This window comes from Kiloniella sp., from assembly GCF_048259265.1.
Taxonomy (GTDB): domain Bacteria; phylum Pseudomonadota; class Alphaproteobacteria; order Kiloniellales; family Kiloniellaceae; genus Kiloniella.
The window spans coordinates 190,616-211,717 of sequence record NZ_JBLXHT010000009.1 but is presented as its reverse complement, the minus strand read 5'-3'; the positions used below and the strand labels follow the sequence as shown (position 1 = coordinate 211,717).

Below are 21,102 nucleotides of genomic sequence, written 5' to 3'. Positions count from 1 at the left end.
GATCCCCGATTACCAGACCTTAATGCTTCCCGTGCTCAAAGAAGCCGCCAATGGCGAAGTCAGCACGCGCGATGTAATCGAAAAACTTGTCGTCGCGTACGCACTTTCAGATGGGGAGCGCGTCAGTACGTCAAAAACACACTTAATTTGAAAACACTTAACTCTGAAGAACCGTCTCTAAGCTTTTTGCTTGATGTGCGAGCATATCTGATACCTCCATTACTTCGACTGAGAGCTCTTTTGGACCGGCTGCACTCAAGTGGAGGATACTTTACTCTGTCATGCCGCCTTCATTTCAAACTTCATAGGGCTGATATTTCCCAAATATGAATGTCGGCGTTTTGGATTGTAGAATTTGTTGATGTATTTGAACAAGGCTTTTCCCGCTTGATCTCTTGTTTCAAAGGTTGTCCGCCAAACGAGTTCGGCTTTTCAGTGATTTGAAAAATGTCTCCACAGCGGCATTGTCGTAACAATTACCTTTACCTGACATGGAAGATTCAAAGCCATGTTTTTTGAGTAACTTTTGGTAATCCTTCGAGCAATATTGCGATCCGCGATCAGAATGGTGAATCACACCTTTTTGCGGTTTTCTCGTGGCAATAGCCCGTTGCCAAGCATGAAAACCACTTTGACTAACGTTGAAGGCTTCGCACATCAAAGTAATAGAATGTTCGGCCTTCTTTGCATTGATAAATTCATATCTCACCGCTTTGGGCTGGCAAAGAAGACCGTTGTAGAATCTCCCGCTCCTCCTTCAAAATACGGTTCTCTTTGCGAGGGCGGGCTAATTCTTTCTGAACATCATCATGCGGGCCCGACATCAAATTATCATGTTTGTGCTGGGAAACCCATTTATTAAGAGTAGACATACCGATACCAAGGTCCGAAGCCACTTGCTTGCGAGACAAACCACTGGTGAGGGCAAGCTGGATGGCTTCCGATTTAAATGCATCTGACTTTTTCAGGTTCACAAGTTCCTCCTGTTGAGCTAAAGATAACAGAAAGTACTCTCCACTTTATAGGGACGGATCCACTCTTGATCCTTCTGCTATTTCAGGGGAGCACGTCAATGAATCTGGCCTCTGCTATAGGCCCTTCTTCACCGTGCATCCATAACCTGAATTGACCCTTTTAAAACACCCTCATGACTTCAAGTCCCTTGATTGTGGCATAGGCCATTTTCATGGTGAAGCCATCTTTTGGTGCTAACTCCATAAGCTTTTGACCTTGGAAAGGACGGTTTCCTTCCTCTTAACTTTGTAAGGGTCTTTGCCTATCAGAAGAGGTGTTAAATCATCGCCTGTGCCATAAAAATCATATTCACTTTTCTTTAAATCGCAGGAGTATGGTTCACCAAGACCAAAATCTTCCAACTCTAACTCAATACATGTATGCAATCGAATAACACCCTTGGAATCAATAGATAAGAAAGCATTCTCTTTACCCTCTTTCATCTCTTTAAAGCTATCGTTGTCTCCAGAAAAATCTACAGCGACTACATCATCTGGAAAGTTCACCTCAATTTTATTTATCCTTACACCTCTGCCTGAAAATGCTTCTAAACTTAGTGCATAGCCAGTATTTTTTAGCCGAAGTCTTGATAATTCTTGAAGAGTTATTCCATCCGTTACTTTAAAATAAGGACCGTTATGGTTGTTCTCATCTGTTATTCCTAGCGCTTTTCTTGAAAGGCCTCTATCAGGACCTGAGTTCGCCAAAAATTGAGTTAAATAAAAACTCAAATTTTCTAAATTTTTAGCCGCTACTTTACTTTCAAAATTCTTATCAAAACCATACCTGTCTACTGAAATAATAGTTTGATAGTAGGCGCTCTTAGAAGCTGATCCTCTATATCTATAAAAGTGATCATCATATGACGCAGGCCAAATCACACTCTCACCAGACCCAATAGTGATTTCATCAAGCCCTGTTCTGCCGAAATCAATCTTTAAGGCTTTTAAAAAGTCATTTGGGAAAAAATGAGAATAAATATGCTTTGCCAAAAAAGGTTTAGTAACGCTTTTCTTGTATAAGCTGAATTGCGTTAATACTCCCCCCAGGTTTTGATTATATACTTTTGCTGTGTAACCCCTGTTAGCTGTACGAGGCTTTTTGGATAAATGTTGAAAGGTACAGTAGCCAACAAAAACTCCCGCTTCAAAATCGCCTACATCAGGAAAGCTAGGGAGGGTTATTTTTCCTAAAACAAGTTGAAAACTGTACGTGTCCTTTGTCAGCTTTTTCTCAAACACAACCAGATCTTCTTTGCAAATCGAGGCGGCATTTTTTTCGATAATTTTATTATATAAAAATTGGGCTGCTTTCGCATAATATGAAAAAAAACAGTTTGAGCTTATCGTGGAATCCAAATCAAGTCTGTCGAGAGTCTTCCCAAGATCTAAGTAACGTCTTGCTACACGGTGACATAAAGCAGAATAATTATCGACCAATTTGGAATTAATAACCTTCCACAACTCTTTTTCTATTTCTTGTTCCATTTTTTCGAACGGAATGTTGAAGGGGATACTTTGTTTGATAACAGCTAACTCGCCCATCAACCAATCGGTCAGTTTTTGATGATCACACCAAGGTTTGTTAAGATAAACGAAGAAGCTGTTTCTGTCAGAGTTCTCCAACATATCGAGTCTAGCTTTATACAAGATTTTTGTAATAGCTGTGTCTACATCTTCCTTTTTATTTGCTCGAATTGCGAGAATCTCGCTTCCAGAATTTTTAATGAGTGGTCTTTGCAAAAACTTGTCAAAGAATTGTTCATCCGAAGCATAAAGTTTTTTTGCCAACTCTAACCCTGTCTCAAGGTCATCATTTATTATGCTTTGCTCAATAGCATGAGTAAGAATGACAAGATTCTCCCTGTCAAGAGAAGCAGCTTGCAAGGCATAACTATGAGTATTTTCTGACTCAATTTGGTGATGATGTCCTATCCACGACAGGTGAAAAGCCGCTTGAGCTGCAACTCCTAAAAATTGTTCTTCGGCCTTTCCATAAAAAAGGGCTTCTTTGAAATTTTCTACCGCTAAAGAAAGATCATTATACTCTTCAACAATAGAATATATTAACCCTAAATGGTAATATGCTATGGGGTTGCGCTCAAACTGTTCGATAGATGACTTTAGGTGCAAAATCGCTTTTTCAAACCATCGAATTTCTTCTGGAAAACGAAGTCCATCACGATAGAAATTAATGCCATCCTGTAGTTTTTCAAAGGCATCTGTTTTATTTCTGTTTTTTAATGTAATCGAAATGTCGTTAAGAGCATCGTTTATATCAGATAGCGCCGATGAGAGAACTGCAGTTTGATACATTGTCGCATCAGTCAGCTCTCCGAGGTCTGCTGAAATTTGAGAAATACCTATCTCCAAGCTATTATTAATTTGGCTTGTGAGAGCTTGCATCCGATCATTATGGAGATGTTGATATGTAGAGATTTTCATATGCTTCCACTAGACTAAAACGAACCGCCAAAACGACAATTCCAACATTATTGAAACGAAAAATTTTAAGAATTGAACATTAAAAACTACAGGTACGTTAGAGTAACTTTTCATTTCCAATATAATTCCTAACCAAACGAACGACTAGATAAGCGCTGTCCGTCATCATATAAATTGGAACAAACTAGGAGCTAATTTAAGAAAGGATCTGGCTCATCTAGTTTCAAGTATTATGCGGCGTAATTGCGGTATTGCAAGCGACGAGATTTCATTGTCTTCTGTTTAGTCCTCTCCCTTTGTTTTAAAATAGCCTGCCCCCGCCCGAAGTATGCTTCAGGCAAGTTTCTGTTTTTGCGTGATACCGCCGAGGGCCATATTGGCTCAACCATTTTAATATAGCTTATGGCAAAATGGCTTATAATATTGAAAAAGCAGATGTTGTAAGATACGTAATGTTTAAACTTTTAAAAATAGGCTTGTTATTGAAATCGAATTATCGGTGGTTGCGTGCCCCCGCAACCAATAAAAACCCCCGTAGCGAAAGCTGCGGGGGTTTTTTTGTGCCCGGAAGCGTATAGGAAGCTCAGGAAGCGCTTAACTTAATGAACATGTACTCGTAAACCTTAAAAAAAACCCAGTAAGGCCTAAAACCTTAACGGGAGTGGAGAATTTAACGACTTCGATGCTTATCTCGGTCGCTAGCGCTAGCTTTAAGGATAAAATACCTCGTTATAGCAGACCTCCCGCTCCATAAGACTTGGTTGAACCTGCTAGGATAACTTGTGCAGAGATTGGTATAAATCGATATGTTTGGAATGAGGCTGTACAGGTTATGGGGGCCTTTGCAGCTGCAATTTTAGTAATGGTGACAGAAATTAATCAGCAGCACCCGGAGAGACCTGTTTTAAATCCAGAAGGCTTCTTAAGAGGTATGATTTACGCGGCTAGAGCTGGGTAATTACAGTTACATAGGTCAATATTTGGAATTATTGAGAGGAATGGTTATTAGCTGATATATTGTAGCAGGAACGCAAAATACTGCCCTTAGACCGTGTAGGAAGGGGGCTGTGCGACGGGGCAGAAATTAAGAGTTTTATCTTTCCCGACGAAGGTACAATTACACCTGCATCGGCCCCTGCTATGTGCTTAACTCTGGGCAAAGACAAGGGATTCGGTCGAAGTGAAACCAATCAGATCAAGGATATGACATTGGAAACCTGAGAAGACTCTCAAGCATCTTTCCAAGTATGAGTTTCGCACTGCAGAGTAACTTGTAGCACACGCGGTACAGTTGTCTTTTACTGCTTTACAAGCTTTTGTCTTGGTATTTTCTTTGTAACGTCTTTTATAAAACAGATATATCTTAATGAAGAAGTATTATTGTTTTGGTTCTTGAATAAAATTGAGATCTACCAATCTTGTCTCATCCCAGAATAGAGAGAATCCTTTTGAAGCGTGTCATTGACTTACCATTCCTGACTGCTCTGCCTGCTTTCGAAGCTTCGGCCAGATTTTGCAGTTTTACCAAAGCGGCAAACCACCTCAACCTTACCCAATCTGCTGTCAGTTTTCAGGTGAGAAAACTAGAAGGTGAACTCGGCTTACCATTATTTGTTCGTGGTCAACGTACGTTGGTCTTGACGCAAGAAGGCAGCCGCCTACTTAAGGCTGTTGAAAGTGCATTCGAGGTTCTACATATAGAACGGGCTGCAATCACAAAGGCTGCTACTCGATCACAATTCGTAATGAGTGTACCTATTTCTTTTTGCAGTCGATGGTTGGTCCCGCGCATATCTCGTTTGCAGGAACGGTTGCAAAATGTTGATTTGCGGATTGATATCAATGATCGTCTTGTAGATCTTGCTCGGGAAGGTGTCGATCTTGCAATTCGTTACTGCCCCGATTCTCCACAAGAATTACAATCAGAAAGCTTGCTATTAGATCAAATATTTCCAGTTTGTACACCTGAGTTTCAGAAAAACCTCCCGGCGGAAGTCAACCCGGAGCAACTGGCCGCGGTTATGCTTTTACACGACGATATGGCCGATTTTGGATGGCCTAAGTGGTTCGAAGCTATCGGAGTTTCATTACCTCAATTAACGCATGGACCAAGTTTTAGCCATACAGGAGCAGCTATAGAAGCAGCCATCGCAGGGCAAGGTCTTGCTTTGGGGCGTGCGGTACTTGTGGCCGATGATTTAATAAATGGGCGACTTGTTCGTCCTTTCGAACAAGTCGCCGTATCAAACTATGGATATTGTGCATTATGGCCGAACAATCCAAGCCAAGCTGAGCTTACAGAAATAGCACTTATTTGGTTACGCGAGGAGCTGAACCAAACTCTGGGTGCCGTTTTTGGTGATAATCACGTGCAGGTGGATTAAGGGGCCCAAGTTTCATGTGCGATGCGCATAAAATTACCACCAAGAACATTGTAGATTTTTGTGTCTGATAGACCTTGATTTTGCATTCCCTTTATCAGGGTTGGAATGCGTTCGGGCCCGACATGTCCAATGTTTTTTGTATCGTATTGTTGTCCTGCGGGCCAATAATCGGGACGGGCTGCTAAAATGGCGCTGAGATCAACCTTTAAATCTGGTGTATAGTCAAACCCAAGCCCAACATGGTTGTCTCCAGCTAGATCCAATAATCGAAACAGGTGACGTAAAATAGCCTCATCGCTTGTGTCATTATCTCCAAGAAAAATTGCTAGTCCATTAAGCCCGATCACTCCGCCGCGTGCTGCGCATGCTTTGATTTGCTCATCTGTAATATTACGTTGATGTGGCCAGAGAGAAGCTGGGTTTGAGTGTGAAAACACAACAGGTGTACGCGAAGATTCGATCAATTCCATACTTGTTTTATACGCCGTATGACTAGCGTCAACGATGATACCAACACGGTTCATCTCGGCTAAGATGTTTCGACCAAAATTGCTCAGGCCAATATCGATGTCATGGCATCCTCCTGCGGCATCGTTTCCTAAATTATAAGCAAACAGCATTTGCCGAACTCCCAATGCATGATAGACAGCAACCATGTTAATATCGCCGGCCAATGCATTCATGCCTTCAATGTCAAAGCTGACCGCCAATCGATCGGTAGCTTGGGCGACTTCAATATCGGCTATCGTTCCTGCTAAAAAGAAATGTTCAGAATTATGGATGATCCAACGACGGTATACAGCCAAGGTTTCTAAAGTTTCGTTGCGGGACATGACATCAAACCCGACATTGATGCTAAGATAATTTACGTTATTTTTGCGCCAATATTCCAGAACACTTAAATCCATACTAGGAGATGGAAATAAGCCTGCGTGTGCGTCCCAAATAAAATTCATATGCGTATTGGTCATGCTGCGTCCATTTTTGTGTTCAAGAAACCCTCTATGATTTTACTTGCTACGCCGCCAACTTGAATCCGTTTGATCAATCCTTTGGTTGTTGCGATATGAGATGTGACGTGGCTAGGACGACCAAGTTTGATACCTTGTTCAGCTTGTACTGTGACGAGGCCATCACTATTGGGTGTGATTAGATTATTACGCCAAAGATATCCCGCTAAAGCAGCATTTGTTGTGCCAGCAGCTGCAGATTCAGCAACTCCTACGGCAGGACAAAAGTCCCGGACATGTATGTTGCGATCAGGGTTTACAGTTTCAGTTGAAAATGTTGCAATTGTTTCAAGGTTATTGGCGATGCAAAAATCAGCCAATGCACCAAAATCAGGTTGTAATGCATTCATTGCAGCGCAATTGCGCAGGGGTAAGCATAGATGAATGAAATCTCCAGTTGCAACTTCGACTGGTAAGTTTTGTGAAAATGCAGTGCAGTCCACACCAAGCAATTTAGCCAGAACATCCATATTGATTTCTGCAGGCGAATAATCTGCAGGCGTGACATTTAGCATTACTTCACAACGGCCTGCTGTATTGCGACGGTATTGCACGACGGATGGTCCTTTGGGGAGGTCGAGAATGACCTCATTCCAATCTTCTCCGCCACTTTTTAATAGATTGTTTTCGACCAAGCGTGTAATAAGGCAAACTGTACCATGACCACACATTGGTAATTCCATAACGGTTGAAAAGAACTGTACCTTGACCCGATTGCCTGAAACGTCATCCACAAAGGACGTTGCTGGGGCCCCGATCTCTTTTGCAATCTTAGCTCTATGTGCCTCGGATATTCCTGAGGCTCCTAAAATAACGGCAGATTGGCTACCAGAGTAAGGAACATCGGTGAAAGCATCGTAGCTTGCGAACACAAGGCTAGTTGCTGATTGGACTTCGGAAGTGGATTTGCTCATAAGTAAACAGCCTCATCAGGGAAAATACTAGAAGGAATTAGATCATCCAGTATTTGGCATCGTGTCTCATATCTTGCCGGTAGCAAAACGTGTATTCTTGCACGTAAGGTAAGCTCTAATCACAACTCCACAAGCGAGTATTTTTTTTACATCCTGCAAAAATAATGCGTGCAGTAGTGGAAAAATCTAACAACAAAATTGTTGTTGGTAGTCGTTGGTGCAAATATTATTCGTGGCAACGAAAGAAACACTCGTTTGCAAAAAGGAGATAGATGCCGCTAGCTTGAGGAATGTTAAATTATCAAACTCAGCTAAGCCATTCAACTCGTCGTGCTCGTGCAAAAATTGGCGTATTGGTGCCTTATACCAATACGAATATTGAGCCTGACATGATGGAACTCGTTCCTAGTGACGTTTCTATCCATACCACGCGTATTGGGGGGTATCCCGCAAGAAGTGTTCCTGGGTTGGATGAGATGACCCTTATGGCCTCTACATCACTAGAAGATGCTGCTCAGCTTTTAATGGGAACACAGCCTGATATCGTTCTTTATGGATGTACATCAGCGACTCTTTCCCTCGGGTTTACTGGGGACAGCGAGTTTGCGCAGCATTTATCCCAAATAACCAATTGCACGACACGTACGACATCAGGCTCATTGGTTGCTTGTTTGAAACGTATCCACGCGCAACGAATATCTTTGATCACTCCATATGATGGCCCGATGACACAAAGTGGTGCGGATTTTTTTGCAAGTGCAGGCTTTGAGATTACAGATCAAATATACCCAAAAACGGCACTCACTAGTTTAGAGCAGGGGGAGATGACGCCAGTACAAATCGTGGAGATGGTTCTAGAGAAAAATCATAAAAGGACTGATGCTCTTGTGTTGAGTTGTACAGATATGCGTGCGGTCGAATGTATAGAATTTCTTGAAAAAGAAACCGGTTTACCTGTTATTTCCAGCAACCAGGCTTTGTTCTATGAAGCCTTGCGGTATCTGAACCTTCCGGTTTCCAGTGTCCCTGGGCGCTTGGCGCAAAGTAACTAAGTTAATCAACATATAGATAACGCTAAGAAATAGCGAAGATATCAATTAGGGAGATCACAATGACCAAACGTTTTTTACCGAGTACACCACTTAATAGGCGCTCGGCTCTCGCCCTCTTGGGGGGGGCATCCGTTGCTGCATTTGGGAGTGCAGCTTTTCCTGGAATGGCACAAGCATCTCCGAAAAGGGGGGGGCTTTTGACAATGGCAGTCAGCGGCGGTAGTACCACTGACTCGCTCGATCCAGCAACATATGTTGAGATTTATCTTGGATCCGTTGGCCATGCCATTGCTAACAATTTGGTAGAGATTGGTGCGGATCGTGTTCCAATTCCAGAACTCGCGACAAGTTGGGAAGGTTCGGATGATGCAAAGCGTTGGGTTTTTCAAATTCGCAAAGGTGTCTCTTTCCATAACGGTAAAACGCTGACTCCTGCGGATGTTGTGTATTCATTGAATCGCCACTTAGGCGAAGATTCTACCTCTGTTGCAAAAGGAGTTTTGGCAGGGGTTACTTCGATTACAGCCGAAGGTGACGCAGTCATTATTACTCATGAAACCGGGGATGCCGATATTCCGATTATTTTGGGTGATTATCATCTCCAAATCGTGCCTGAAGGCTTTACTGATTGGAATAAAATGATCGGTACAGGGGCTTATATGGTAGAGGAATACCAGCCGGGCGTTCGGTTCCACGGTATCCGCAATCCTAATTACTGGAAAGATGATCGTGGCTGGGTAGATGAAGTCGAAGTCTTATTCTTGACTGACCCGACAGCAAGAACTAATGCGTTGATTAGCGGCGAAGTCATGATTATCGATCGGGTTGAAACCAAAATTGTTGAACGCCTGAAAAGTATGAACCGGTTTCAAATTGTTGAGGGGCTTGGCGGTCGTTATGAAACTTCAGTGATGGATGTTCGTAATCAATCCTTCACGGATAACAATATTCGTTTAGCACTCAAATACGGGATAGACCGTCAATCAATCGTTGACCGTGTGTTCCAAGGTTATGCCTCTGTTGGTAATGATCACCCAATTCCAGAAGTTGACCCATTCCATCACTCAGAACTTGAGCAACGCACTTATGATCCTGACAAGGCGAAGTTTCATCTTAAAAAGGCTGGTCTTGAGACGCTGAATGTTAGTTTGAGCACAGCCGACGCAGCTTTCCCCGGTGCCGTTGATGCAGCAGTCCTCATGAAGGAATCCGGTCATGATGCTGGAATTAACCTTGATGTGGTCCGAGAGCCTAATGATGGATACTGGTCTAATGTTTGGATGCAAAAACCTTACTGCATGTCGAACTGGACAACACGATTAACACCAGGACTGATGTTCTCGGCGGCTTTTGCTTGTGGTAGCCCTTGGGCTGAAGCCTTTTGGTGTCACGATCAGTTTGAGCAGCTTTTAGTCGCAGCTAAAACAGAAACTGACTTTACGAAACGCAAACAAATGTACTGGGATATGCAAGAGTTGATCAACCAGTTTGGTGGTAATGCAATTTTTGCTTTCCCAACTGAGCTTGACGCCTATTCTAAAGACGTGCAAGGCACTGCAGCTGATGGCGTTGATCGCCTGATGGGTGGGCGGGCAATCGAACGCGTTTGGCTGGCCTAATACAAACTCATTGCATGGTGCAAGATTTGCGCCATGCAATTACTTAAAGAGCGGACATCATGCACCCCCTAATACCGATGATCCTACAGCGGCTGGCACTTGGCCTGTTCACGTTGTTTTTAATTACAGTTGTGATTTTCCTCGCAGTAGAACTGTTACCAGGAGATATTGCACAGGAACTTTTGGGGCAAAATGCGACCCCTGAATCTCTGGCCGCGTTACGTGAAAGTCTTGGACTGAACTCGCCACCTCATATTCGGTACTTTGATTGGTTAGGTAACGCAATACAGGGTAATCTAGGGACATCTTTGGCGACGGAGCGTCCAATTACGGATCTCATCGGTCAGCGTTTTCTTAATACATTAGCCCTCGCATCTTACGCTGCTGTGGTCTCAATTCCCTTAGCGGTAACACTTGGGATTTTGTCTGCTCTTTATCGCAACACGTTGTTTGATCGCGTTATTAATATCTCAACACTTTCAGCTATTTCATTCCCAGAATATTTCATCGGTTTTATTCTTATTCTTTTACTCTCCGTTAAGACAGGCTGGTTCCCTTCATTGGCAAATATGGGGCGAGTCGAAACTTTTTGGGACTTCTTGTTCAGGGCCTTTCTTCCTATGCTCACACTGGTTTTAGTTGTGACCGCGCATATGATGCGAATGACCCGTGCAGCGATTATTAACTTATTAGCGCAACCCTATATTGAGATGGCTAAACTCAAAGGAGCATCTCCAGTTCGCATCATTTTGTATCATGCTCTGCCCAACGCTCTTGCGCCAATTATCAATGTGATCGCTATTAATGCAGCTTACCTTATGACCGGAGTTGTTTTGGTTGAGGTTGTTTTTGCTTACCCTGGTTTAGGTCAGTTGATGGTAGATAGTGTTACTAAACGTGATATCACCGTTGTACAAAGCTGCTGCCTGATTTTTGCCGCGGTATATATTTTACTCAATCTCACAGCCGACGTTCTTTCTATTGCGTCTAATCCACGCTTGATGCACAGGAAATAGATCACCCATGCAATTCCGTGACCTCAAAACAGCTCCGCCAACCGCATGGTTCGGTATAATCGTTGTCAGTTTCTATATACTTGTGGCTGTTTTTGCCCCGCTCTTGGCCCCCTATGGTGAGACAGAAATCATTGGAAATTCCTTTGAGCCTTGGAACGCTGAATTCTTATTCGGTACTGATAACTTAGGACGTGATATTCTTAGCCGATTAATTTTTGGTGCCCGAAATACAGTTGGAGTGGCATTCACGATCACTATTCTCGCCTTTGTGCTGGGGGGAGGGATGGGATTAATCGCCGCCACAGTCGGTGGCGTTACCGAGCAGCTATTTTCAAGATTTGTGGATTTACTAATGTCGATCCCAGCCTTGCTTTTTGCTCTGCTTTTGCTGACGATTTTCGGCTCAGGCCTTGTTAGTATGATCTTGGTGATTGCGGTATTGGATTCCACGCGGGTCTACCGTTTAACCCGGTCCGTTGCAATGAATGTTGTTGCAATGGAATACGTTGAAGCAGCAAAATTACGAGGCGAAGGTTTGATCTGGTTGGTTCGAAGAGAAATCTTGCCTGCTATCAAAGCTCCCTTAATCGCCGAGTTTGGGTTGAGGTTTTGCTTTGTCTTTTTAACCATTTCTGCACTGTCATTTTTGGGTTTGGGCATCCAGCCGCCAACTGCTGATTGGGGGTCTATGGTTCGCGATTATGCTTCATTGATTGCCTTTAACGACATTACTCCATTGTTGCCCGCTGGGGCGATTGCATTGCTCACCGTTTCCGTCAATCTGATCGTTGACTGGTTCTTACATAAAACAAGCGGGCTTATCGATGACAAGTGAAACAGATAATTTTCTTCTTGAGATACGTGATCTACATATTGAAGGCTATAGTGAGGATCGTTGGCATCCCATCATTAAACGAGTAAATTTGACCGTTAAACGCGGGGAGGTTCTTGGGTTAATTGGTGAGTCCGGAGCTGGAAAATCTACACTAGGGCTTGCTGCAATGGGATATACTCGCCCTGGATGCCGTATTTCGGGGGGCAGTGTCAAATTTGGGGGCATGGATATGTTGACCATGCCCGAACGCGACCGTCGTGCGTTGCGGGGTACTCGTATTGCCTATGTTGCCCAATCTGCTGCCGCATCGTTTAATCCTGCCCATCGTCTTCTGGATCAAACGATTGAAAGCGTCTCTTTTGCAGGTAATGTCCCACAAAATGAAATGCGGAACGATGCCCGTAATCTTTATCGCGCCTTCCAATTACCTAATCCCAATACCATAGGGAACCGATATCCACATCAAGTTTCTGGTGGGCAATTACAGCGTGTCATGACCGCTATGGCTATGACATCGCGACCTGATTTGATTATTTTTGATGAACCCACCACGGCTCTTGATGTCACGACTCAGGTTGAAGTACTGGCGACAATGCGTAAAGCCGTTAAAGAGTTTAATACTGCTGCTATCTATATCACACACGACTTGGCAGTGGTTGCACAAATGGCGGATCGAATCAAAGTGTTGCGACACGGCGATGAAGTCGAAGAGGCAGAAACTCGCACTATGTTATCAGTTCCTAAAGAGGACTATACACGGTCACTTTGGTCTGTGCGTTCCATAGTAAAGAAAACAAAAAACAGTGATGATGTCATTCTGTCTGTCAAGGGGGTGGACGCATCCTATGGCACTAACCTTAAAGTATTGAATGATGTTTCCGTCAAAATTCCACGTGGCACAACCGTATCTGTCGTTGGTGAATCTGGCTCTGGGAAATCTACAATTGCACGCGTCATTACTGGGTTGTTACCAGCCTCGAAAGGGGTAGTCAGTTTCAATGGCGATACCTTACCCCCTGCATTAAAGGAACGTAGTAAGGATCAACTTCGCCGTATCCAAATGATTTACCAATCTGCAGATACAGCAATCAACCCTTATCAAACAATTCGCGAAATCATTGGGCGTCCCCTAGAGTTCTATTTGGGCCTTAAAGGTGCGTTAAAAGATGCGAGGATTGAAGAGTTGATGAACTTGATAGAACTGGATCCTCTGTTGCTTGACCGTTTGCCCGGTGCTTTGTCTGGCGGGCAAAAACAACGAGTCAATATTGCGCGTGCTTTGGCCGCAGAACCTGACTTAATTATCTGCGATGAGGTGACATCCGCGCTTGACCAGATAGTTCAGGAAGGAATTTTGAAGCTTTTGATGCGTTTGCAAGAAGAGTTTGGAATCTCATATCTGTTCATCACTCACGATATTTCAACAGTCCGGGCCATTTCTGATCGTGTTGTTGTTATGAATAAAGGGTCTGTCATTGAAGAAGGAACAAGGGATGAGGTCTTTTCGCCACCGCATCCTGAATATACTGAATTGTTGCTTACATCTGTCCCTGACATGGACCCTGAATGGCTCACGAGTAAGTTATCAAAGATTCAGCCTTCCGGTGATGAAACATGATATTGATTAGGCCGTGTTAGGTTTAACGCAGGATTTTATATAATTCCATCATTTGGTCATCGCCTTGAGGCTCTGTTATATGAATTCATCCTTGTTCTAACTTCGGTGGTTGCGTGCCCCCGCAACCAATAAAAACGCCTTAGATTGAAAAGTCTGAGGCGTTTTTTGTTGTCTGGAAGATAGGGGAAAGGACGGAGTTTGGAAATGGTACGCTAACCTAATTTCTTTTGTATTGAATTGTTTAATCCATCAAATATAAGGCAAGAAAACCTTGGTTATGAGGTTGATTGATTATGGTTCTAACCCGTCGTATGGAGTTGACGAAATGTAGAGATAACGAAGTGCTTGGCTACTGAGCGTTTCTATTCAAATCCGGATCAATCCAAAAAAAGAGCAAAGGTGGTAAAGGTGCCCCTTGTTTGACGGTTAAGAGCAAACAACCTAGTAAGCCCATGTTAACGACATTATTGACAAAGGTCGCCCTTAAAGCTGATGGTATATAGGGCCAGTTTATCATCAGTATGGTTGAAGCTTATATCCAATAATCAAGGTAGATGAATTGAAAGGTCTGTATTTGTTGGCTGATGGCGGGATTAACAAGATGAAGTTTCGCCATGTCAATAAAATCAAAAGATGGCAATTGATCTTGGAAAAAATATACTAAACCATGTAGGGAAGAGATTATTTTAAGATAAAATCCTAATAAATCGGATAATAATCGATAATTTCAGTAGAGGCATGTTTAATGAATACCATCCATAAGCACCTATTCACCATATGCTTTTGTGCATTATTGTGTGGAGTAATTCCGCTTTCTTTTTCGTCTGCGAATGCTCAGGTTTCAAACGATCAGGCTAATTACCAGTGTGTGACAAATAGGGCATTATATGCTGCGACCGTCTGGTGGTATAAAGCATCGGATGTTATGATTGATAATTCTGAACCTTGGAATAATCGGCTTCTTATCCGACGTGATACAAAATTAGGTTTTGATAAGTGTGGTGAGGATATCAGCACAGGCAAAACCGTATGCCAAGGCAAACAAGTAGAGCCTATTAAAAAGCAAATTATTACAAATTCACGAAATAATTTTGAATCCTGTATGCAGAAAACAGGCGATATGTTTGCTGTTGTTTGGTGTGAAGGTTGTTCACAGGGCTCGAACGTTTTAAATGCTGTTGCAGGAACCGTTGCTTTAGCCGCACTCCCCGGAAATAGTGCTGTACAATTCGCAACTGGAGTTGTCAATTCGGCTCTTGACTCTCAGGGGATTGGCGTCACTTCAGGTATCAACGAGATTATCGGATATAAGCAGCCTATGGTGGTGAATAAGAGCACTCCAATACATGATTTTTCTGATATCATAGATTCCCAAAATATTATTTTTGCTGCAACTCCCAAAGACGCGACTTTAATGGGGTCATTCGCCGCCCCCAAAGTCACCAATAATTTATCGGCAGATAAAGGCAACTCTGAAAGATCTGTTAAATATACGGTACAACTTGACTGTTTCTTATCAAATGGGGGGTTAAAGCATTTAGCTAATACGGACACTAAAGATACAATCACAGTTGATTTCTATACCTCACATGGACATCAGGCATCCGTCTCCAAACAAGGGAAGGATATCCCTTGTAAAGCGGTAGGGTCAGATCCTTCGTGGCATGCCGATGTTACGGGCATTTTGACGAAAATTGTCATTCGCACAAGTGGCACAGATGGGTTCATGATTGATCAGGCTAAGATTTTTGTAAACCAACAGGGCCGATTGATCAGACAACTAAAATTCATCGGTGGTGGTGGGGCTGACAACATGAAGGGCTGGTGTTTATCGAAAGATCCTACAGATGCGACGCGCTCATGGAAAAATCATACAGATAAATGTTCCGCTTCAAGAACTTTGAATCTAGAACCTCATCATCTTTGATAAATAAAGGATTGGCCCTTTTATCAAAAGAGGGTTTCTGTGTGGAGCAGTCTGCTTAGGTGAAAAATGAAAAAATCTTCTAAAGTGTTTAAGAAAACGATTAAATACAAGTGCCAAAATTTTGTGTTTGAAAGTGTTTTTCTCTTTGCGATCATTTTTTCTAACGCCGCATTATCCTGGGAAAATCCAGGTTGGGGTAATGCAGTACTGGTCTGTGAAAATCCTAGAATTGGTGGCGATAGTCCTGATCTTGGCTTTAAGGAGCAAAAAAATACATTTGGAACAGGTTTTTATCATATTGCCCCTTTACCTGACCAACAGCAAAGGGTTCTTGGTGTTAATAACGATACCGGACAAGTCGGGTTTCTGACCGCAAAAACGCTTCAATCTACTGACTGGTTGGTGACACTTGTTGGTGCTGATTTATATCAAATATCCATTTGTTATCTTGGAAAACCTCGTTGTTTAATCCTATCAGATAATCAAACTCCGATACTTGGGGCCTGTAATCATCAAGCTTATGGATCTCAGGCGTGGTGGAATGTGGGAATATTGAACGGTCCGGGAAAAGGTGGATCGATGCTCGGCAGTGATGCTGTCGGGCGTATGGATTGTTTGACAGAAGATCCGGACGAAGAGTTTTTAATCCTTTCTGCCTGTGAAACATCAGGGGAGCCAGATGTTACGTGGCAACTCACCCCGGTAAATACGAATAGTCCAAAGCAAAAAAAACGAAGTCTTGTTGGACCTGTAAATACGACCGCCTATCAGTGTGAAACGGGTGAAACAGTTCAGGCTACCTTTGATGAAACAAATGAAGAAATACAAGTTTATTATCAGAAAAATTTATTAACGCTTGTCCCTGTTATTTCGGGGAGTGGTGCAAAATTTGGCGGGACCTCAGTTCCTTGGGGATGGTGGATGAAAGGTAATGAAGGTTACATTTTTTCGTATCATTCTGATGGAACTGAAGGCCAAATAATTGAACGCTGCTTTGAAATATCAAATACTGTTGCCGCTGATATCGGATCATCTGAATCTGTCCCAGAACTGGACTCTGATCGCTCATGGGCAACACAGGGTGTTGGAGAGCACATTACACTTACAGATTGTAACGATTGTGGTGATGACATTGGTATGATGATTGTCTGTCAGGGAGCAGGAAATCCTGCTTTGGCCTCCGTTAATTGGCTTGCTACAACCGCAACCACGCCTGACACCGTTATGACGATTGAGGCCTCCGGTACAACATATGAACGCGAAGTCTATACAAGAAACAATGGAATGCTCGGTTTGGTTCCTTTGTTTAGTTTGAAGAGTGGTGATCCTGTTGTTAAGGCTTTGAAAGAATCGTCCTATGTTAAATTCACTTATGGTGATGTAACAACGCATATTGGCTTGCAAGGCAGTAAATTTGCTTTTGAGATTTTCGATGCGCATTGTCGTTGGAAAAAGACGGAAAATAATGTCCCTCTGTCCCCAGCACCAGCACCCCATTCCATTGTTCCGGATGAAGCTATTTGGCATACCAGTAAATACATAGATGAAGAGACAAATAAGGAAAAATCGGATTTGTTTTTTGGCATTCCTGAAACAGATAATACTGCTTTAGTTGCTTCGTGTGATCGTGATGCTTCTACGGCTGAAATCAATCTGTTGCTGAATTCAGATGGATATAAAGATGGTTCGGTTGCAAATGTTCATTTTAAAACAGGGACATTTAATCATACATATCAAGGGCAAGTATTTTTCATTGGCGATGAATCTGCAGGTGTTAATTTCATGTTCTCAATAGCAGATCCACTATGGTCAGCACTTGAATTAGGTGCCCCCCTGCAGATATCACCGCAATCTGGCACTGGTTTTGAGTTGAAAAGTTCAAAGACAGTGGGGGGAGTTAAAAAGTGGATTCAACACTGCCGAAGAAATGAGTAATATCGTGATATTCTCGATAAAAGAATGACTGTGCATTTTTGAATTTTTGTTGGTTGCGGGGGTAAGTTTTGTGTAGACTTATCAGTCCTTATAGCCGCGAAAGAAGTATTCAGTGTTGGTGTTAAGTGCTTTGGCAAAATCCCATAATTTGGAGACGGATATACGATTAATAGCTGCTTCGTATTTTTGTACTTGCTGAGGGCTTATTCCAACTTTATCAGCCAATTCCGCCTGACTGATGCCGAGTATTGTCCTGCGCATTCTTAGCTTTTTACCGACATAGTTATCTATGGGATGAGAGTTCTTTCTATGTTTCACGCAATTATTCTCAATATTGTTAGGTTTCAAAAATAGGTGCAGAAAACAAAAGGGTGCCAGCTGACACCCTTTTGTTTTTATGGAGATCTTTATCTAAACTAAAAAGCTAGCCTGCCTTTCAAGTTTAGTCGTCGTCTGCTGCATCTTCGATAGATTCACCAGCTGCCTCAATGTCTTTGCCTGCGCCTTCAATAGTATTACAAGCGCTTAAGGCGCCGATGCTGAATAGCAAGGTCGTAAACACCGATAGCACCTTCAATGATTTAAGTAGTTTCATTGTTTTGAACTCCTTTGTTGGTTAACGACCATCTTGTGATCTGTTATCAAAGGATAATGCGCAGTAGATAAAGTATCGATAGCAAGAGAGCTTTATAAACATAAGGTGAGTATAAAATATTAGACGTCACAGGTACCTTTCCCTTCAGAAAGCAGGCAGGCAATCTTTTTTGTGTTTGGAAATTGATAGCAGGTAACCATAAAGATGTGGGTGAGTGGTACGGCTAAAAAGGCACCAGGTACCCCCCAAAGGAAGCTCCAGAATGCAATACTTATCAATATAACAATAGGAGACATTGAGAGGAACTTACCTTGAAATTTTGGATCTACGACGTTTCCGATGAAAAATTGAATTGTTCCCATTCCGACTAAGATCACCCAAACTTGGGATGTATCCCCGAACTGCATTATTGCCATGAAGGTTGTTGGAATAAGGATAAGCATCGCCCCAAGAACGGGGATAAAGTTAAATATAAAGGCCAATAAGCCCCATAAAAGTGCAAAATCCAATCCCGTGATCCACGCGAAGCCAGTTGTTAGTACGGCCGAGATGGCGCCAATCCCCGTCATGACCGTCATATACTTATGAAAAGACTTGGCTGCGTCGGTTGCGGCTTTTCCCCACCGATTACCATTGGTTTTACCTAGGCAATTTTCAAGTTTGTCTTCCCAGTAGATAAGCTCGGGTAATCCAAGCATGACCAAGGCAACGACAAGAACTGTATGACCAAGTGTTGTATAGAAAGTGGTAATCAAAGGCGTAATGAGATCTTGTATTTGCTCTGGCTTAACTTCTCCTGGCGGGGGGAACCCAAAATCCCGTAAAACAGAGCGAAAATCTTGAAGTAGTGTGATAAATTGAATTTCGTATTTGGGGAAGCTTGCTGTAAATTCTGCAATTGCCATATGGCAAATACCCGCGAACATGCTCAGAATACATATTAAAGCAACATAAGAGAGTATATGGCTAATCCGTTTGGGGAATATTTTATTTAACCACGTATTAATCGGCCATGCGACGGCAGTCATGAAAAGGGCGATTGTCACGGGGAGTAAAACAGGTTTAAGCCAGTGCACGACGGCAAAGCCAAGTACCAGAGAGATAAAACCTAAATAGCGATACTGTAATGTTCTATCTGTCATGAGTTACCTGCAAAGATTATTGTTTTAACGTATTGTGAGAGAGCATTTGAGCCCAGAAATAACGGCAACCTTTTATCCAATGTGATGTTTTACATATTGATAAATACAGTCTGAAAAATGAAAGCTTATTCTTTATGGAACAGAGGGTTTCCCTTTTTTACGCCAACTGATTTTAAACCCGCAAAAATCGTAATAATAAAGAGTAGCAGGGCGAGACCCAGTGCGCCCCATAGTCCAGTTGCATGAACCAATGGCAGAGCCATGGCCGTGATGAAGCCACCGCCAACAATTGGCTCATAGAAAGGTTGTTTGAGGCTAAAACTCGACCTCGCCCCAGTTTCATCATTGGGGTCAACAACCTTCATCAGCAATAGGCCGGATGTGGTTGCACCTGTGGAGTGAGCAAAATCACCCAAGCCTCGGGTCCAGGGGGCATTTTTATAAAGTCTTGGTGCTATAAAGAAAAAGACCAGTAAGTTCCAACCGATACCTGTGCTAATCAAAAGCGTGAGCAACAACCAGTTTTCCTGAAGAGCTTTGAGGGAGAGGGTGGCAATAGCGACGACGATTAATAAATCTAGAAAGCTGTGGCTGATAGAATAGAGGTGCTGTTCGTTCAGAAGGTCTTCTTGGTCTATTTTGCTAATGAATAGCTGTAATAATATGCCGCCTATCAAGGCCATAGGGAAGAGGGGAATGTACTGAATTATGCCATTCTGTTCTGTGGTTAAAAATAAATTTTCAATGACCAGTAAAATTTCTTTGATGCCCCAACCGATGATGATGGCAACACAAAGCAGTGAGAAATGTAATAGTAGAGCATCAGCAGATAGGTAGCCTTCTTTTCGTTTTTTAGCGAAAAGTGTTTTGGCTTCTATTTCTGGAATTTCTTCTTGGAGATGTTCAATTTTTTTATCTTTAGGGGATTGCATCTGCTCTTTTTTTACCGCGAAATTAACAAGAATTAAGCCGACCAATATTGCGGATACTTTACCAGCTGTTGCCATACCCAATGCAAGATCGTAACCAGCATCAAACCCCAAATCTTTGTATGTGCTTCCTAATCCTGCTGCAGTTCCATAGCCACCTTGAAAGCCGATAGCTATTAAAACACTGCTGAGAGGATTGGCATCAAAAAATGGAATAAGCACAAGTAGAGTTAATAGTATGCCCACAATATATTGCCCCCAGGTAATCAAGTACCCTGTGACAAGGTTGGAAGATGAATATGACCAAATTTTCCCAATAGTAGGTATTCTGGAGCCCATCATCAGGGCAGCAAAGACGACAATAATTAAATACCCTGGCAGCAGTTTTCCTATGGCATAAATATCAGAAAATTGTTTTTCCAGATGACTGTCTTGAAGGATTTTACCCCCCAATAATTGGGGGCCAATGATCAATCCAACCACACCACCGATGACCGAAGCAGGTAGGTGGATACGATCGAGAACAGGAATTGCTTTTCTTAACAATGTCCCGATAAGAATAAGAAGAGCAGCGGATAATAATGTAATTAAAATAGTATCAATAGGGTATTCATTGGGTGTCATGGGGGGCCTCAAAAAAATGCAGAGACCTGTATAGGGTCTCTGCA

16 protein-coding genes and 1 pseudogene are annotated in these 21,102 nt (G+C 42.6%); 9 read left to right on the top strand and 8 right to left on the bottom strand.

Annotated elements, in window-relative coordinates; genetic code table 11:
* Window positions 1-279: 279 nt before the first annotated feature.
* Window positions 280-974 (bottom strand): annotated as a pseudogene (locus tag ACN0QW_RS15150) (IS3 family transposase).
* Between the two features lie 234 nt (window positions 975-1,208).
* Complete coding sequence (locus ACN0QW_RS15145; protein ID WP_417432463.1) at window positions 1,209-3,458, bottom strand: hypothetical protein; 2,250 nt, start codon at window positions 3,456-3,458, stop codon at window positions 1,209-1,211.
* 757 nt (window positions 3,459-4,215) lie between these two features.
* On the opposite strand from ACN0QW_RS15145, the gene repC reads away from it, so the two are divergent.
* Both repC and ACN0QW_RS15135 read left to right on the top strand, forming a co-directional pair.
* Window positions 4,216-4,416, top strand: coding sequence for a replication initiation protein RepC (repC, locus tag ACN0QW_RS15140; RefSeq protein ID WP_417432461.1), 201 nt, complete (start codon window positions 4,216-4,218; stop codon window positions 4,414-4,416).
* Window positions 4,417-4,906: 490 nt separating this feature from the next.
* Window positions 4,907-5,842: a LysR substrate-binding domain-containing protein gene (locus ACN0QW_RS15135; RefSeq protein ID WP_417432459.1), complete on the top strand. Its 936-nt coding sequence runs from the start codon at window positions 4,907-4,909 to the stop codon at window positions 5,840-5,842.
* Here ACN0QW_RS15135 and ACN0QW_RS15130 read toward each other — a convergent pair.
* Together ACN0QW_RS15130 and ACN0QW_RS15125 are read right to left on the bottom strand one after the other, a co-directional pair.
* Window positions 5,839-6,813: a dipeptidase gene (locus tag ACN0QW_RS15130; protein WP_417432457.1), complete on the bottom strand. Its 975-nt coding sequence runs from the start codon at window positions 6,811-6,813 to the stop codon at window positions 5,839-5,841. The genes ACN0QW_RS15135 and ACN0QW_RS15130 overlap by 4 nt on opposite strands.
* Window positions 6,810-7,766 (bottom strand): PhzF family phenazine biosynthesis protein, encoded by a 957-nt coding sequence (locus tag ACN0QW_RS15125; protein WP_417432455.1) that lies wholly within the window; start codon window positions 7,764-7,766, stop codon window positions 6,810-6,812. Before ACN0QW_RS15125 ends, ACN0QW_RS15130 begins: the two co-directional genes overlap by 4 nt.
* 290 nt (window positions 7,767-8,056) lie before the next feature.
* Here ACN0QW_RS15125 and ACN0QW_RS15120 point away from each other — a divergent pair, with 290 nt between their 5' ends.
* The 7 genes from ACN0QW_RS15120 (at window position 8,057) to ACN0QW_RS15090 (ending at window position 17,768) form a co-directional block, all read left to right on the top strand.
* Entirely contained in the window at window positions 8,057-8,818 is a 762-nt protein-coding gene (locus ACN0QW_RS15120; RefSeq protein ID WP_417432453.1) for a hypothetical protein, read from the top strand.
* Between the two features lie 59 nt (window positions 8,819-8,877).
* The gene (locus ACN0QW_RS15115) at window positions 8,878-10,437 is read left to right on the top strand and encodes an ABC transporter substrate-binding protein (protein ID WP_417432451.1); all 1,560 of its coding nucleotides are present in this window, start codon (window positions 8,878-8,880) and stop codon (window positions 10,435-10,437) included.
* Between the two features lie 59 nt (window positions 10,438-10,496).
* Complete coding sequence (locus ACN0QW_RS15110) at window positions 10,497-11,453, top strand: ABC transporter permease (protein WP_417432449.1); 957 nt, start codon at window positions 10,497-10,499, stop codon at window positions 11,451-11,453.
* A gap of 7 nt (window positions 11,454-11,460) precedes the next feature.
* Window positions 11,461-12,288 (top strand): ABC transporter permease, encoded by an 828-nt coding sequence (locus ACN0QW_RS15105; protein ID WP_417432447.1) that lies wholly within the window; start codon window positions 11,461-11,463, stop codon window positions 12,286-12,288.
* Window positions 12,278-13,906, top strand: coding sequence for an ABC transporter ATP-binding protein (locus ACN0QW_RS15100; RefSeq protein WP_417432446.1), 1,629 nt, complete (start codon window positions 12,278-12,280; stop codon window positions 13,904-13,906). Before ACN0QW_RS15105 ends, ACN0QW_RS15100 begins: the two co-directional genes overlap by 11 nt.
* Before the next feature lie 745 nt (window positions 13,907-14,651).
* Window positions 14,652-15,833 carry a hypothetical protein gene (locus tag ACN0QW_RS15095; RefSeq protein ID WP_299377931.1) on the top strand — a complete coding sequence of 394 codons (1,182 nt, stop codon included), beginning with the start codon at window positions 14,652-14,654 and terminating at the stop codon, window positions 15,831-15,833.
* A gap of 66 nt (window positions 15,834-15,899) precedes the next feature.
* Entirely contained in the window at window positions 15,900-17,768 is a 1,869-nt protein-coding gene (locus ACN0QW_RS15090; protein ID WP_417432443.1) for an MliC family protein, read from the top strand.
* Window positions 17,769-17,849: 81 nt separating this feature from the next.
* Here ACN0QW_RS15090 and ACN0QW_RS15085 read toward each other — a convergent pair whose 3' ends face one another.
* The 4 genes from ACN0QW_RS15085 to ACN0QW_RS15070 form a co-directional block, all read right to left on the bottom strand.
* On the bottom strand, window positions 17,850-18,086 hold the full coding sequence (locus ACN0QW_RS15085) for a helix-turn-helix domain-containing protein (RefSeq protein ID WP_417432441.1): 237 nt from the start codon (window positions 18,084-18,086) through the stop codon (window positions 17,850-17,852).
* 124 nt (window positions 18,087-18,210) lie between these two features.
* Complete coding sequence (locus tag ACN0QW_RS15080; protein WP_299377936.1) at window positions 18,211-18,363, bottom strand: entericidin A/B family lipoprotein; 153 nt, start codon at window positions 18,361-18,363, stop codon at window positions 18,211-18,213.
* Window positions 18,364-18,482: 119 nt separating this feature from the next.
* Entirely contained in the window at window positions 18,483-19,505 is a 1,023-nt protein-coding gene (locus ACN0QW_RS15075; RefSeq protein WP_417432439.1) for an AI-2E family transporter, read from the bottom strand.
* Between the two features lie 125 nt (window positions 19,506-19,630).
* Window positions 19,631-21,058: a sodium/glutamate symporter gene (locus tag ACN0QW_RS15070; protein WP_417432437.1), complete on the bottom strand. Its 1,428-nt coding sequence runs from the start codon at window positions 21,056-21,058 to the stop codon at window positions 19,631-19,633.
* Window positions 21,059-21,102: the final 44 nt, after the last annotated feature.